General features: G+C 58.7%; 12 protein-coding genes and 1 tRNA gene. 8 read left to right on the plus strand and 5 right to left on the minus strand.

Features of this window, described 5'->3' with window-relative positions; translation table 11 throughout:
- Positions 1-70: 70 nt before the first annotated feature.
- A tRNA-Leu gene (locus tag KGA69_RS03565) sits at positions 71-155 on the minus strand.
- Between the two features lie 573 nt (positions 156-728).
- On the opposite strand from KGA69_RS03565, the gene KGA69_RS03570 reads away from it, so the two are divergent.
- From KGA69_RS03570 to KGA69_RS03605, 8 genes are all read left to right on the plus strand, one after another.
- The gene (locus tag KGA69_RS03570) at positions 729-1,367 is read left to right on the plus strand and encodes a carbonic anhydrase (RefSeq protein WP_213292836.1); all 639 of its coding nucleotides are present in this window, start codon (positions 729-731) and stop codon (positions 1,365-1,367) included.
- On the plus strand, positions 1,364-2,833 hold the full coding sequence (locus KGA69_RS03575) for a SulP family inorganic anion transporter (protein ID WP_213292837.1): 1,470 nt from the start codon (positions 1,364-1,366) through the stop codon (positions 2,831-2,833). Before KGA69_RS03570 ends, KGA69_RS03575 begins: the two co-directional genes overlap by 4 nt.
- 113 nt (positions 2,834-2,946) lie before the next feature.
- Entirely contained in the window at positions 2,947-3,966 is a 1,020-nt protein-coding gene (ahr, locus tag KGA69_RS03580; protein WP_032709732.1) for an NADPH-dependent aldehyde reductase Ahr, read from the plus strand.
- A 142-nt stretch (positions 3,967-4,108) separates the two neighbouring features.
- Positions 4,109-4,981 (plus strand): carbohydrate ABC transporter permease, encoded by an 873-nt coding sequence (locus tag KGA69_RS03585; RefSeq protein WP_015368525.1) that lies wholly within the window; start codon positions 4,109-4,111, stop codon positions 4,979-4,981.
- Positions 4,971-5,858 carry a carbohydrate ABC transporter permease gene (locus KGA69_RS03590; protein WP_063447659.1) on the plus strand — a complete coding sequence of 296 codons (888 nt, stop codon included), beginning with the start codon at positions 4,971-4,973 and terminating at the stop codon, positions 5,856-5,858. The genes KGA69_RS03585 and KGA69_RS03590 overlap by 11 nt, the downstream gene beginning before the upstream one ends.
- A 10-nt stretch (positions 5,859-5,868) precedes the next feature.
- Positions 5,869-6,693, plus strand: a complete 825-nt coding sequence (locus KGA69_RS03595; RefSeq protein WP_213292838.1) for a phosphodiesterase — start codon at positions 5,869-5,871, stop codon at positions 6,691-6,693.
- Between the two features lie 5 nt (positions 6,694-6,698).
- Entirely contained in the window at positions 6,699-7,772 is a 1,074-nt protein-coding gene (locus KGA69_RS03600) for an ABC transporter ATP-binding protein (RefSeq protein ID WP_213292839.1), read from the plus strand.
- A complete protein-coding gene (locus KGA69_RS03605; RefSeq protein WP_213292840.1) occupies positions 7,765-9,075 on the plus strand; it encodes an ABC transporter substrate-binding protein in 1,311 nt (436 codons plus the stop codon). The genes KGA69_RS03600 and KGA69_RS03605 overlap by 8 nt, the downstream gene beginning before the upstream one ends.
- Before the next feature lie 100 nt (positions 9,076-9,175).
- Here the strand turns inward: KGA69_RS03605 and KGA69_RS03610 are convergent, their stop codons facing one another.
- From KGA69_RS03610 to KGA69_RS03625, 4 genes are all read right to left on the minus strand, one after another.
- Positions 9,176-10,672 carry a sugar porter family MFS transporter gene (locus KGA69_RS03610; RefSeq protein WP_015368530.1) on the minus strand — a complete coding sequence of 499 codons (1,497 nt, stop codon included), beginning with the start codon at positions 10,670-10,672 and terminating at the stop codon, positions 9,176-9,178.
- A 153-nt stretch (positions 10,673-10,825) separates the two neighbouring features.
- Positions 10,826-11,725, minus strand: coding sequence for a myo-inosose-2 dehydratase (gene iolE / locus KGA69_RS03615; RefSeq protein ID WP_047046183.1), 900 nt, complete (start codon positions 11,723-11,725; stop codon positions 10,826-10,828).
- 23 nt (positions 11,726-11,748) lie between these two features.
- Positions 11,749-12,633 (minus strand): sugar phosphate isomerase/epimerase family protein, encoded by an 885-nt coding sequence (locus tag KGA69_RS03620; protein WP_213292841.1) that lies wholly within the window; start codon positions 12,631-12,633, stop codon positions 11,749-11,751.
- 41 nt (positions 12,634-12,674) lie between these two features.
- Complete coding sequence (locus tag KGA69_RS03625; RefSeq protein ID WP_101705572.1) at positions 12,675-13,688, minus strand: bifunctional inositol 2-dehydrogenase/D-chiro-inositol 1-dehydrogenase; 1,014 nt, start codon at positions 13,686-13,688, stop codon at positions 12,675-12,677.
- Positions 13,689-13,690: the final 2 nt, after the last annotated feature.

Genomic DNA, 13,690 nt, shown 5'->3' on the forward strand with positions numbered 1-13,690 from the left:
GGATAGGATATCTAACTTACTGATTTTGTATACGTAAATAGACTTTAGTTGACGAAAAAAAAGACTTGATTGGTGCCGAAGGCCGGACTCGAACCGGCACGTATTTCTACGGTTGATTTTGAATCAACTGCGTCTACCGATTTCGCCACTTCGGCACTGAAGGGATACGGAAAACGTTTTGGATTATACCTGTCGATAGCCGCCATGCAAGCGACAGCGTGCATCAGTAGTGCTAAGTGTTGAAAAAAACAGCGCAATCCCACAAACGAGCGGTGCGGCGTCACATTTTTCAGTCATCAATGCGCAGCAAACCGGCTCCCTGGCCTTCGCTTCCCTGCCCCTACGACCGACACATCACCAATTCCGCCCCAACTTTTCTCAAATCCATCTCACATTACCCCCTCATCGCGCCAACGTTTTATCGCCGCCAACCATAAGCATTTACGCTTCCTCAAACACTCAATATAAGATTCCAGAATAATTAAAGTAATTAATTTATATATTCCATAAAAAACTATCCCATCGCTTTTTCTTATTACCGCAATCCTTAAGAATTTATTAATTACGTCAATATTTTTATAACTTTACATTAATGAAAAGTTTTGTTTTCGCTCTTTATTCCAGGATTTTCCTCAGGCGTGAAAGTTCCGGTAAATACTATTTTTACTAGTCGCTGTACGAGTCTCGATGGACATCTTCACTCGGTGAATTTACTCAGGAGAAAGACTGTGACTACCTTAAAACCTTTACTGGCGCGTAACCGCAGCTGGGCGCTGCAGAAGTGCCAGCATGACCCGGAATATTTTGAAAAACTGGTAGCCGGGCAGCAGCCACATTCGCTGTGGATTGGCTGCTCCGATAGCCGCGTTCCCGCCGAAGTACTCACCGGCAGCCATCCCGGCGAACTCTTCGTCCACCGCAATATCGCTAACATGATTGACCCCGCCGACGACAACTTTATGAGCGTACTGCAATATGCCCTCCACTATCTCGAGGTCGAACGGGTGGTGCTCTGCGGCCACTACGGCTGCGGCGGCGTACAGGCGGCGCTCTCGTTGCCGGAGATGCCGCTGGCCCACGAGTCCTCGGCGCTGGCCCGCCGCATCGGCTCGCTGCGCGATACCCTGCAGGGTGATATCGCTGCTCTGACGCCCGCTGACACTGACACCGACGCGACCGCGGCGCTCAACGCCCTGGTGGAGGCCAACGTTCGCGCCCAGTTCAGCCGCCTGCTTGACTGTGAACCCGTACAGACGCTGCTCGCCAGCGGACGGCCGCTCAGCCTGCACGGCTGCGTCTACGATCTGGCATCCGGCCATTTGACCACTCTCGTCGAACACCTCTCACTTCAGGAGCATGCCCCATGAATACTCTTCGTCAGGACTCTCTCGCAGGCATTGTCGTCTTCCTTGTCGCCCTGCCGCTGTGCCTCGGCATCGCCCAGGCCAGCGGCTTACCGCCTTTTGTCGGTCTGCTAACCGGCATCATCGGCGGCCTGGTCGTCACCGCCCTCAGCCCTTCCCGCTTCGCCGTCAGCGGCCCCGCCGCCGGACTGGTCACCATCGTCGTCGCCGCCATTGAATCCCTGGGTTCCTTCTCCGTCTTCCTGATGGCGCTGGTGCTGGCCGGCGTGCTGCAGCTGCTGTTCGGCATCCTGCGGGCCGGGCGCTTTATCTCGCTGGTCCCCGCCAGCGTCATCAAAGGTATGCTGGCGGCGATCGGCATCCTGCTGATTATGCAGCAGATCCCCGTCGCGCTTGGCAGCGCAGATGAGACCGGGCTCGCCGATATAGCGCAGGGCAACGCCACCTTCTCCCTCAGTGCTATCGCCGTCGCCCTGGGCGGCCTGCTGGTGCTATGGCTGTGGGGTTCGCCGCTTATCCGCCGGGTGAAGAGCCTGCGCTGGATCCCCGGCCCGCTGATCGCTGTCCTGCTCGGTTGTGCCACCACCGTATTAATGACCCAGGCCGCGCCGCAGCAGCTTGCCTCCCTGCCGCGCATTACCCTGCCGGAGTTCGGTAGCCTCGGCGATCTGCTGGGCGAGCTGGAGTCTCCTGCGTGGAGAGCGTGGCGTAATCCGTCGGTGTGGGTGGTGGCGCTGACCCTCGCGCTGGTCGCCAGCCTCGAAACCCTGCTCAGTCAGGAGGCGCTGAAAAAACTGCGTCCGCAAAATCCGCCGCCTTCGCCGAACCGCGAAATGGTCGCCCAGGGCGTCGGCAACCTGCTCTCCGGCGTACTCGGGGCGATGCCGATCACCGCGGTCATCGTCCGCAGCTCGGTCAACGTCAGCAACGGCGCGCAGAGCAAACTGTCGATCTTTATCCACGGCGTGCTGCTACTGATCTGCGGACTGTGGTTTAGCGGCCTGCTGACGTTAATCCCGCTCGCCAGCCTCGCTGCCGTGCTGCTGTATACCGGCTATAAGCTGGCGACGCCGCGGCTGTTCATTGAACAGTTCCGCCAGGGCGCCGCACAGTACGTCCCCTTCCTTGCCACCATTGGCGGAATTATCGGCTTCGGCATGCTGGCGGGGATCGGCATTGGCCTCGCCCCCCAGGTGGCGTTCAGCATCTGGCGTAGCCATCGCCATTCGCTGCAGCTGGCGCGCTACGACGACCACTACGTGCTGCGCATCCAGCAGAACCTGACCTTTTTACACAATCCGCATCTGCTGGCGCTGCTGGCGAAAATTCCGGAAAAGAGCGTGGTGATCGTCGAGCACGATAACGTCGGCTATCTTGACCCGGATGTGCAGGCGGTGCTGGATGATTTTGCCGAGAGCGCGCCGCAGCGCGGTATCCGCCTCAATCAGTGGCCGCTTGCCAGCCGCTGACCGTCTCCCGGGCGGCTGGTCCGCCCGGTTATCCACCCCTCCTAATGCCAAGCGACGCCTGTTGCCATGCTCTACACTTTCTTCGTTACTACGCCAACCCCAAGGAAACAAACATGAGCATCATTAAAAGTTACGCCGCCAAAGAAGCGGGCGCCGATCTGTCGCTGTGGGAGTACGATGCCGGCGAACTGTTGCCGGAAGATGTTGAAGTCGAAGTGGAGTACTGCGGGATTTGTCATTCGGACCTGTCGATGATCGACAACGAATGGGGCATGTCGAGCTACCCGCTGGTCGCCGGTCACGAGGTTATTGGTCGGGTGGCGGCGCTGGGCAGCGCGGCGCAGGATAAAGGGCTGAAGATTGGTCAGAAGGTCGGGATCGGCTGGACGGCGCGCAGCTGCGGCCACTGCGACGCCTGTATCAGCGGCAATCAGATCAACTGCCTGGAAGGCTCGGTACCGACCATCATGAACCGCGGCGGCTTCGCCGATAAGCTGCGCGCCGACTGGCAATGGGTGATCCCGCTACCGGAGAGCATCGATCTGGCTTCCGCCGGCCCGATGCTGTGCGGCGGCATCACCGTCTTCAAACCGCTGCTGACCCACCACGTGACCGCCACCAGCCGCGTCGGCGTGATTGGTATCGGCGGCCTCGGCCATATCGCGATTAAACTGCTGCGGGCGATGGGAGCGGAAGTGACCGCTTTCAGTTCCAACCCGGCGAAAGAGCAGGAAGTGCTGGCAATGGGCGCCGATCGCGTAGTGAACAGCCGCGATCCGCAGGCGTTAACCGCGCTGGCCGGTCAGTTCGATCTGATCATCAACACCGTGGCGGTAGACCTTGACTGGCAGCCGTACTTCCAGGCGCTGGCCTACGGCGGCAACTTCCACACCGTCGGCGCGGTGATGAAGCCGTTCCCGGTACCGGCCTTTACCCTTATCGGCGGCGACCGCAGCATCTCCGGCTCGGCGACCGGTAACCCGTCCGAACTGCGTAAGCTGATGAAATTCGCCGGGCGTAGCAAAGTGGCGCCAACCACCGAACTGTTCCCGATGTCGCAAATTAACGAAGCGCTGAAACACGTGCGCGAAGGTAAAGCCCGCTATCGCGCGGTACTAAAAGCCGACTTCTGATTGGTATTTACCGCCGGGCGTCCCGCTCGCCCGGCGTTTTTCTCCTTGCTTCATCAAACCGTCATCTCCCCGCCATTCCCCTGTAGTCATCGCTTCCCACAATCCGGGCTTCCATAAACGCCTGAACGAGACGCCCGTCACCATGAATAAACGCTGGCTCCCCTGGCTGATACTGTCGCCTTCCCTGTTGTTTTTACTGCTGTTTACCTGGTTTCCGCTTGGCCGTTCGGTCTATGACAGCCTGTTTGATACCCGCATGGCCAGCGATGGCGCGCAGTACGTCGGGCTGGATAACTTCGCCCGCCTGTTTGCCGACGGCGTTTTCTGGCAATCGCTGGTCAATAATCTGCTCTATATCCTGCTGACGGTGGTACCCGGCGTGACGCTCGCCCTGCTGCTGGCGGTGGCGCTGAGCGAGAATCACCGCGTCAACCGCTGGCTGCGCACCGCCTTTTTCTTCCCGATGATTATCCCGATGGTCAGCGCCGCCGCGCTGTGGCTGTTTATTTTTATGCCCGGCCTCGGCCTGCTCGATCACTATCTGGCGAAGCTATTTGGCCCTCAGAACAACAACTGGCTGGGGCGCAGCAACAGCGCGCTGCTGGCGCTGGCGCTGATTGGCGTGTGGAAGTTCGCCGGTTATTACATGCTGTTTTTCCTCGCCGGGCTGCAGAGCATTCCGGCCTCGACGCGGGAAGCGGCGCTGATGGAAGGGGCCAGCCGCACCCAGGTGTTTTTTAAGGTGACGCTGCCGCTGCTGCGCCCGACGCTGAGCTTTGTTATCACCACCGCGCTGATTTACTCCATTACCCAAATTGATCACGTCGCGGTGATGACGCGCGGCGGGCCGGATAACGCCACGACCGTGCTGCTCTATTACATCCAGAATCTCGCCTGGGATACCCACGACCTCGGCAAAGCCTCCGCCGCCACCTTCCTGACGCTGGCCGGGCTGTTTGCCTTCTCGCTGATTAACCTGAAATTGCTGGAAAAAGGAGCCCACTATGAGCGCTGAAATCTCGCCGCTGATGGTCCGCTCGCCCGCCGCTTCGCGTCCGCTGTGGTTGCGCCTACGTCGCTCGCAGCCCTTTACCCTGACGGTAATTATGTGCTGCCTGGCGCTGCTATGGGTGAGCCCGTTTATCTGGATGCTGGCGACCTCGTTCAGCGCCACCACCTTCGGCGAAGATATGGCCTCATTGCTGCCCCGTCTGCCGCTGACCCTCGATAACTTCCGCGACGCCTGGGACAGCGCCGACTGGCTGAGCCTGTACACCAACACCCTTATCTTTACCTTCGGCACTTTCTTCGTGCAGCTACTCACCATCACCACCGCCGGCTACGTCTTCGCCTGCCACGAATTTCGCGGCAAGAAAACGCTGTTTCTGCTGTTCCTCGTCCAGTTGATGATCATGCCGGTGGTGATGATGGTGCCGAACATGCTGACCCTGAAAACCTTCGGCCTGCTTAACACCCTGACCGGCGTAATGATGCCCTACTTCACCTCGGCGTTTGGCGTGTTTCTGATGCGCCAGGCGTTCCTCGCCATTCCGAAAGAGCTGGAAGAGGCGGCGCTGATGGAGGGCTGCCGCTGGTGGCAGGTGCTATTCCGCGTACTACTGCCGATGTCCTGGCCGTCGGTGCTGGCCTTCGCCACCGTCAGCATTACCTACCACTGGAACGAGTACCTGTGGCCGCTGATGATGCTCAACGATCCCGATAAGCAGGTGCTGACGGTCGGGCTGGTCTCTTTCGCCATGGGCGCTGAATCCGGCGGCCAGTGGGGCACCATCGGCGCCGGAACGCTGATGGTCTGCCTGCCGCTGATGCTGGCGTTCATCCTTTTCCAGAAACAGTTCCTGCGAAGCTTCGGCTTCTCCGGGATCAAATAAGGAGTTATTCATGCTGTTAGCGCACATTTCCGATACCCATTTCCGCAGCCGCGGCGAGAAGCTGTACGGCTTTATCGACGTCAACGCCGCCAATGCTGATGTGGTTTCTCAACTTAACGCGCTGCGCGAACGCCCGGATGCGGTGGTGGTGAGCGGCGATATCGTCAACTGCGGCCGCCCGGAGGAGTATCAGGTCGCCCGCCAGATCCTCGGCAGCCTGAATTATCCGCTGTATCCGATCCCCGGCAACCACGATGATAAAGCGCTGTTTCTGGAGTACCTGCAGCCGCTGTGCCCGCTGCTCGGCAACGATGCCAATAATATGCGCTATGCGGTTGACGACTTCGCTACCCGCCTGCTGTTTATCGACTCCAGCCGCGCCGGCACTTCAAAAGGCTGGCTGACTGACGAGACCATTAGCTGGCTGGAAGCGCAGCTGTTCGACGGCGGCGACAAACCGGCAACGGTGTTTATGCACCACCCGCCGCTGCCGCTGGGCAACGCGCAGATGGACCCGATTGCCTGCGAAAACGGCCACCGTCTGCTGGCGCTGGTGGAACGTTTCCCGTCGCTGACGCGCATCTTCTGCGGCCATAACCATAGCCTGACCATGACCCAGTATCGCCAGGCGCTGATCTCCACCATCCCCGGCACCGTCCATCAGGTACCGTACTGCCACGAAGACACTCGGCCGTATTACGATCTCTCGCCGGCTTCGTGCCTGATGCACCGCCAGGTCGGCGAACAGTGGGTGAGCTACCAGCACTCGCTGGCCCACTACGCCGGGCCGTGGCTGTACGACGAAAACATCAGTTGTCCAACGGAAGAGCGCTAACCGCCATGCTCAGTCTGCAAAACATCAGTAAACATTTCGACGGTAAACCGGCGCTCAGCGCGCTGTCGCTTGATATCCACGAAGGCGAATTCGTGGTGCTGGTCGGCCCGTCGGGCTGTGGTAAAAGCACCCTACTGCGCCTGCTTGCCGGGTTGGATCAGGTCAGCGAAGGCGAAATCTGGCTGCATGATGAGAACATCACCGACACCACGCCGCGCGAACGCAATTTTGCGATGATCTTCCAGAACTATGCGCTGTTTCCACATCTCTCTGTGCGCGACAACATCACCTTCGGCATGAAGGTACGCAAGGAAGAGAAAAGCGGCTGGCAGCCGCGGGTAGATAAAGTCGCGCAGATGCTGCAGCTGGAGGCGCTGCTCGATCGCAAACCGGCGAAGCTCTCCGGCGGCCAACGGCAGCGGGTAGCGATGGCGCGGGCGATCGTGCGTAATCCGCGGCTGTTCTTAATGGATGAACCGCTGTCCAACCTCGACGCCCGCCTGCGCAGCGAAGTCCGCGACAGCATTATGGACCTCCACCAGCAGTTGAAAACCAGTACCGTCTACGTCACCCACGATCAGACCGAGGCCATGTCGATGGCCGACCGCATCGTGGTGATGAACGGCGGCCACGTGCAGCAGGTAGGACGGCCAGAATATCTGTATGCCAACCCAGCCAATCTGTTCGTGGCCAGATTTATCGGTTCGCCAGCGATGAACCTGCTATCGCTCCCCTGCGTTGACGGCAACGTTCAGCTTGGCGAACTACGCCATCCGCTACCGCCGCGCCACCGCAGCCAGACCCGCGTCTGGCTGGGCATTCGCCCGGAACATATTACCGACCGCGTGGAGCAAGGCCATCTGCGCCTGCCGGGCACCGTCCTGCAACGAGAACTGATGGGAGCCGATTATCTGCTCCACGTCAGCACCCCGATCGGCACCCTGCGCTTTAGCCGCCGCCACCGCGGCGCAGTGCCGGAAAAAGGCGAATCGCTGATCCTCGGCTTCTCGCCTGCCGATGTGCATCTTTTTCATGCTGAGACCCAGCATAATTTACTGATGGAGACAGACCATGTTTAACCCCCTCACCGCCCTGACGGTTGGGCTCAGCCTCGCCCTGAGCGGCGCGGCGCTGGCGAAAGAGAAAATAGACTTCATGTTCCCGGCTCCGGTAGACGGCAAGCTGACGATGGAGATGACCCGCGTTATTAAAGCGTTCAACGACTCGCAGCAGGATGTCGAAGTACGCGGCATCTTCACCGGTAATTATGACACCACCAAGATCAAAGCCGAATCCGCACAGAAGGCCGGGCAGCCGCCGGCGCTGGTGATCATGTCCGCCAACTTCACCACCGATCTGGCGCTGAAGGATGAGATCCTGCCGATGGATGAGCTGTTTAAATACGGCGATCAAAAGGCCGGTGATTTTCTGCAAAAGGAATTCTGGCCCGCGATGCATAAGAACGCCCAGGTGATGGGCACCACCTATGCGATCCCATTCCATAACTCGACGCCAATTCTCTACTACAACAAGACGCTGTTCGATCGGGCCGGGATCGCCCAGCCGCCGCAGACCTGGGCCGAGCTGCTGGCCGATGCAAAAAAGCTGACCGACGAGAGCAAAGGCCAGTGGGGGATCATGCTGCCGTCGACCAACGACGACTACGGCGGCTGGATCTTCTCGGCGCTGGTGCGCGCCAACGGCGGTAAATATTTCAATGAAGACTATCCGGGTGAGGTTTATTACAACTCGCCGACCGCTATCGGCGCTCTGCGCTTCTGGCAGGCTCTGATCTACAAAGACAAAGTGATGCCTTCCGGGGTACTGAATTCGAAGCAGATCAGCGCCGCATTCTTCTCCGGCAAGCTCGGAATGGCGATGCTCAGCACCGGCGCGCTGGGCTTTATGCGCGAGAACAGTAAAGATTTTGAACTCGGTGTCGCCATGCTACCAGCCAAGGAGCAGCGCGCGGTGCCGATCGGCGGCGCCAGCCTGGTAAGCTTTAAAGGCATCAACGACGCGCAGAAGAAAGCGGCCTACCAGTTCCTGACTTATCTGGTAAGCCCGCAGGTGAACGGGGCGTGGAGCCGCTTTACCGGCTACTTCTCGCCGCGTAAGGCTTCGTATGATACGCCGGAGATGAAAGCATATCTGCAGCAGGACCCGAGGGCGGCGATCGCCCTTGAACAGCTGAAGTACGCGCATCCGTGGTACTCCACCTGGGAGACCGTCGCCGTGCGTAAGGCGATGGAGAACCAGCTGGCGGCGGTGGTCAACGATGCCAAAGTAACGCCGGAAGCAGCGGTACAGGCGGCGCAGAAGGAAGCTGACGCGCTAATGAAACCTTATGTTGATAAGACCGCGCTGGAAGAAGTGAAGTAGCGCAGTTCTGTAGCGGGGCGCCCGGCTTGCGGCGTAAACGCCCAGGCCGGGTGACCAACCGCCCCCAGCGCAGGATGCGCCGGGGAGATTTTGCGAAGCCTTAGATTTTATCCGCCTGCGACGAAGCCCAGGATTTACGCGCGTAGGCTTTTCCCGCCGGGCTGGTATCCAGCTTCTCGCGCAGGTAGTGCTCGATCTGCTCAAGGCTGCGGTTGCGCGTTTCCGGCACGCATTTGATCACGAAGATCGCGCCGAAGATGCCGATTGCCGCAAAGATAAAGAAGGTTCCGGACAGGCCGACCCACGACAGTAGCATCGGGAAGAACAGCGAGATCAGGAAGTTGGCAATCCACATTGAGAACACCGCCCCGCCCATAAACATCCCGCGCATCCGGGTTGGGAAAATTTCCGACAACAGCAGCCAGGTCACCGGCGACAGCGCCCCCTGCTGGAAGCTCAGGAACAGCAGCATTCCCGCCAGTACCATATAGGCGCGCAGCGCATCCGGCTGACCATTGACCGTTTCCGGCAGCAGGTAGCTCACCGCGCCGATAAACACCAGGCAGGCGGTACAGCCGAACTGGCCGATCATAGTCATCGGGCGACGGCCTATCTTCCCCAGCATCCAGATGCCGACAAAGGTCATCAGTACCGAAACCACGCCGTTGGCAATGGTGGCGAACAGCGCGGCGTTATCGGTCATACCGACCGAGGTCAGCACCGTCGGCGCATAGTACATAATGGTATTGACGCCGGTAAGCTGCTGAATAACCGCCACGCCGATACCGATCATGAACAGCTTAAACAGCCACGGGGTCATGATTTCACGAATTTTTGGCTTACCGAGATTGCGCTGCTCGTCGAGAGTTTCCGTAATCTCCATTAGCTCCCATTCGACATCATCTTTACGCCGCGTACGCTCCAGCACCCGGCGCGCTTCCGCCAGTCGGCCTTTCATCGCGTACCAGCGCGGGGTATCCGGCATAAACATCATGCCAAACCACAGCAGCACGGCAGGCAGCGTCGCCACCGCCAGCATCCAGCGCCAGGTGCTTTCTCCGCCCCACAGCTCATGGAAGGTGGCGTTAGAGATATAGGCCAGCAGTTGGCCGGAGACGATCATCAGTTCCTGCAGCGTGACCAGTTGCCCGCGTTTGTTGGCGGGCGCCATCTCAGCGATATATACCGGCACCGTTGCCGCCGCGCCGCCAACCGCTACGCCGAGAACCAGGCGGAAGAAAATCATCCAGTTGACGTCCGGCGCGAGGGCAGTACCCACCGCGCCGATAGCGAAGATCACCGCCAGCCAGAGGATGATTTTCTTTCTGCCTGCGGCGCTGGCCAGATGGCCAGAAAGCAGTGCGCCGAATGCGGCGCCGAACAGCAGCGAGCTAGTCACCAGCCCGGTGGTAAACGGAGTGAGATGCAGCTCCTTACCCATAAACAGCAGGGCGCCGGAAATCACCCCGGTGTCGTAGCCAAAGAGTAAACCGCCTAAGGTCGCAATCAACGCAACGATCTTAACAAACGGCGTTGCCGGGGCGTCGCTATTCGGCCCCGACGCTTTATTGAGTGTGAGATATTGTTCCTGTGACATAGAAGACTCCAGTAACCTACCTTGTAGGGGGAAGATATGCTCTTGTCTGAATACAGAGGCCTCCTGCCTCACGGACGTGTCGTTCTCGTGTGGTTCTCTTGAGGTTTAGAAAAAGCAGGCCACGCAGCTGTGTGGCCCGAAATGCATCAACGATCAGATTCCTGCCGTTTCGCGGATGTACTTACGCGCCTTTACGGCGTATTCGAAGGGGTTCGCCAGCGCGGGGTCTTGTTCGGCTTCCACCACCATCCAGCCCTTGTAGCCGTAGTCATCCAGCAACTGGAAAACCGGACGGAAATCGATGGCGCCATCTCCCGGTACGGTAAAGGTGCCTTTCTTGACGCCGTCGAGGAATGAGAGCCCTTCGCGGCGCACCTGCTCAATCACCGCGGGGCGGACGTCTTTCAGATGCACGTGGTTGATGCGCGGCAGATATTTTTTCAGGATCGCCAGCATCGGCGCCTCGCCGCCCTCTGAATACCAGGCGTGACCGGTGTCATAGAGCAGGAAGACGCGTTCGTCCACCAGCGACATAAACTTGTCGATCTCCGCGGTAGTCTGAATGCCGGTGCCCATATGGTGATGCAGACAAACCTGCATCCCCTTCTCTGCCGCCAGTTTGCCAAGCGCGTTATAACCTTCGGCTACCCGCTGCCACTCTTCGTCGCTAAAGCACGGTTTTACATCGCCGAGGATCGGTTTATCGAGCCCCTGGATACTGCCGCTTTGTTCAGAGCAGCCAATCACCTTCGCGCCCATCGCATGGAGGAAATTCATGTGGTTAACGAATTCATCGATGGTTTTTTCTCTTTGGCCATTCGCGAAGAAGGTGCTGAACCAGGCGTTGCAAATCTGCATGCCGCGAATATCCAGCATCGGCTTCAGCACCGCCGGGTCGCGCGGATATTTGCTGCCGACTTCGCTGCCAGTAAACCCGGCCAGCGCCATTTCGCTGACCGTTTGCTGAAAGGTGTTTTCGCTTCCCAGCTCAGGCATATCGTCGTTAGTCCAACCGATAGGGGCGATAGCTAGTTTGACGTTGTCTTTGTTCATTTTGATGCTCCTGCCGCCGCGCCTTACCGGCGCAGCAGTTCACGTTCGATAAGTTCACGCGTTTCCACGGCCTGGTATTTCATCTTTTCCGGGTAACCAAACAGCGAGGTGCAGACGATCGGTTCACCGCCAACTTTGAAGGTCTGTTCAGCGAAGCGCATATCGCGCAGGGTGCTAAACAGAGCATTGAAATCGACATCCCCCTCGCCGACGCCGACGTGCTGGTGTACGGCGGCGTCAACGCCCGGCGGATTAACGATATAGCGGCAGTGTTTGGTGTGATTGCGGGTATCGGCAATCAGCACGTGCGACAGGTCCTGACCGGCATAGCGCAGCATCTTCTCGACTTCACCTTTACCTTTGTCGTAGAAGAAGGTGTGCGGCACGCTGTAGACGTACTTCACGTTGTCGCTACGGAAGGATTTCACGATATCCACCGTCTCGTTGTTTTCTTCGCAGAAGTCCCACGGGTGGGCCTGGATTTCGACGCGGATACCTTCACGTTCGAATATCGGCAGTAATTCTTCCATCGAGCGGTAGAACATTTCTTCGCAAATTTCCGGCTGGTTAGGATCGCCAGAAAATTCGGTGTTGATAACCTGCACGCCCATCTCTACCGCTATTTCGATGAGCCGCTTCCAGTTCTTCACCGCCGCCTGACGGCGCAGCTCATCCGGGCCGGACCAGCGATAAACGCAGATGAACGAGGAGAGTTCAACGCCGTTGTCACGCAGCGCCTGCTTATACTCGGCCATGATCTCCCGGCTGGCGCGCGGATGTTTGTAGAATGGGTTAATCTGCGGGTGCGGCGACTGTTCAATGTATTTGTAGCCCCACTCCGCCACCTGCTGAACCATTCTGGTGATCCCGAGATCGCGAATCACATCGACATCAAAAGCAATTTTCATCGTCGTTACCTGTTTGAAACGTTACGTCGGTGAAGGAGGATTTAGCGTTGGTAGAATGCCGGGCACTCAGGTAGCGATACCGCTACCGGTTCGTTGCACTCTTGCGCCTTCAGACAGGCGTCGGCGGCAACCGATGCCGCATAGCCGTCCCAGGCTGAGGGGCCCTGCAGCTTGCCGGCTTTCACATCATTGATAAATGCCTGCAGTTCGACGTCGTAGGCTTTGATGAAACGGTCTTTCCAGTCGGTGAGGATAGCTGTCGACAGGCTGGCGGCTTTACGCATCTCCACCGCCGACGGTTCCGGCAGGCGCGCAATGCCCGTTTCGCCAACGACTTCGCACTGGATGTCGTAGCCGTACTGGCAATTTACGAAGACTTCGACGTCGATCAGGGTGCCCTTTTTCGTTTCAAACGAGACGATCTGTGGGTCTTTCAGCCGCGCATGGGTATGGGAGGTCGAGCGCGGGAAGCGTACCTGTACGGAGCGGTAGTCGTCATTTAGCAGCCAGCGCAGCACGTCCAGTTCGTGGATCAGGGTGTTGGTAATCGCCATATCGGTGGTGTAGTTCTCACCGACCGACTGGTTGCGGTGGGCGCAGCGCAGCATCAGCGGCGCGCCGATATCGCCGTCATCAATGACTTTCTTCAGCGCCAGATAGCCTTCATCGTACGGGCGCATAAAGCCGACCTGAACGAGGCGACGCCCGGCTTTCATTTCAGCATCAACGATGCGGCGGCAGCCTTTCGCGCTCATCGCCAACGGCTTTTCGCAAAATACGGGCTTACCGGCCTCAATAGCCGCCAGGGTGTACTCTTCATGGGTTGGATCCCAGGAGGTCACCAGCACGGCGTCAACGTCGCTGGCTTTAATCACATCATGACCATCGGCGTAGACTTCCGCCTGCACGCCCGGCAGCGCTACTGCCGCACGGGCGTTATCGGCGTTGATATCGGAAACGGCGACCACGGTCGCCCCCTGTAAGACCTGGGTGCAGCGACGGATATGTTCTTTACCGATGGCGCCTGCGCCGATGACACCTAATTTGAGTGACATGA

Origin of the sequence: Klebsiella sp. A52 (assembly GCF_018388785.1) — a bacterium.
Classification (GTDB): domain Bacteria; phylum Pseudomonadota; class Gammaproteobacteria; order Enterobacterales; family Enterobacteriaceae; genus Klebsiella; species Klebsiella aerogenes.

What these genes read in the sequence shown, in the direction of transcription:
- iolE (WP_047046183.1), bottom strand. Translation starts at nt 11,725, where the DNA reads ATGAACAAAGACAACGTCAAACTAGCTATCGCCCCTATCGGTTGGACT.
- KGA69_RS03600 (WP_213292839.1), top strand. Translation starts at nt 6,699, where the DNA reads ATGCTCAGTCTGCAAAACATCAGTAAACATTTCGACGGTAAACCGGCG.
- KGA69_RS03585 (WP_015368525.1), top strand. Translation starts at nt 4,109, where the DNA reads ATGAATAAACGCTGGCTCCCCTGGCTGATACTGTCGCCTTCCCTGTTG.
- KGA69_RS03590 (WP_063447659.1), top strand. Translation starts at nt 4,971, where the DNA reads ATGAGCGCTGAAATCTCGCCGCTGATGGTCCGCTCGCCCGCCGCTTCG.
- KGA69_RS03605 (WP_213292840.1), top strand. Translation starts at nt 7,765, where the DNA reads ATGTTTAACCCCCTCACCGCCCTGACGGTTGGGCTCAGCCTCGCCCTG.
- ahr (WP_032709732.1), top strand. Translation starts at nt 2,947, where the DNA reads ATGAGCATCATTAAAAGTTACGCCGCCAAAGAAGCGGGCGCCGATCTG.
- KGA69_RS03610 (WP_015368530.1), bottom strand. Translation starts at nt 10,672, where the DNA reads ATGTCACAGGAACAATATCTCACACTCAATAAAGCGTCGGGGCCGAAT.
- KGA69_RS03620 (WP_213292841.1), bottom strand. Translation starts at nt 12,633, where the DNA reads ATGAAAATTGCTTTTGATGTCGATGTGATTCGCGATCTCGGGATCACC.
- KGA69_RS03595 (WP_213292838.1), top strand. Translation starts at nt 5,869, where the DNA reads ATGCTGTTAGCGCACATTTCCGATACCCATTTCCGCAGCCGCGGCGAG.
- KGA69_RS03625 (WP_101705572.1), bottom strand. Translation starts at nt 13,688, where the DNA reads ATGTCACTCAAATTAGGTGTCATCGGCGCAGGCGCCATCGGTAAAGAA.
- KGA69_RS03575 (WP_213292837.1), top strand. Translation starts at nt 1,364, where the DNA reads ATGAATACTCTTCGTCAGGACTCTCTCGCAGGCATTGTCGTCTTCCTT.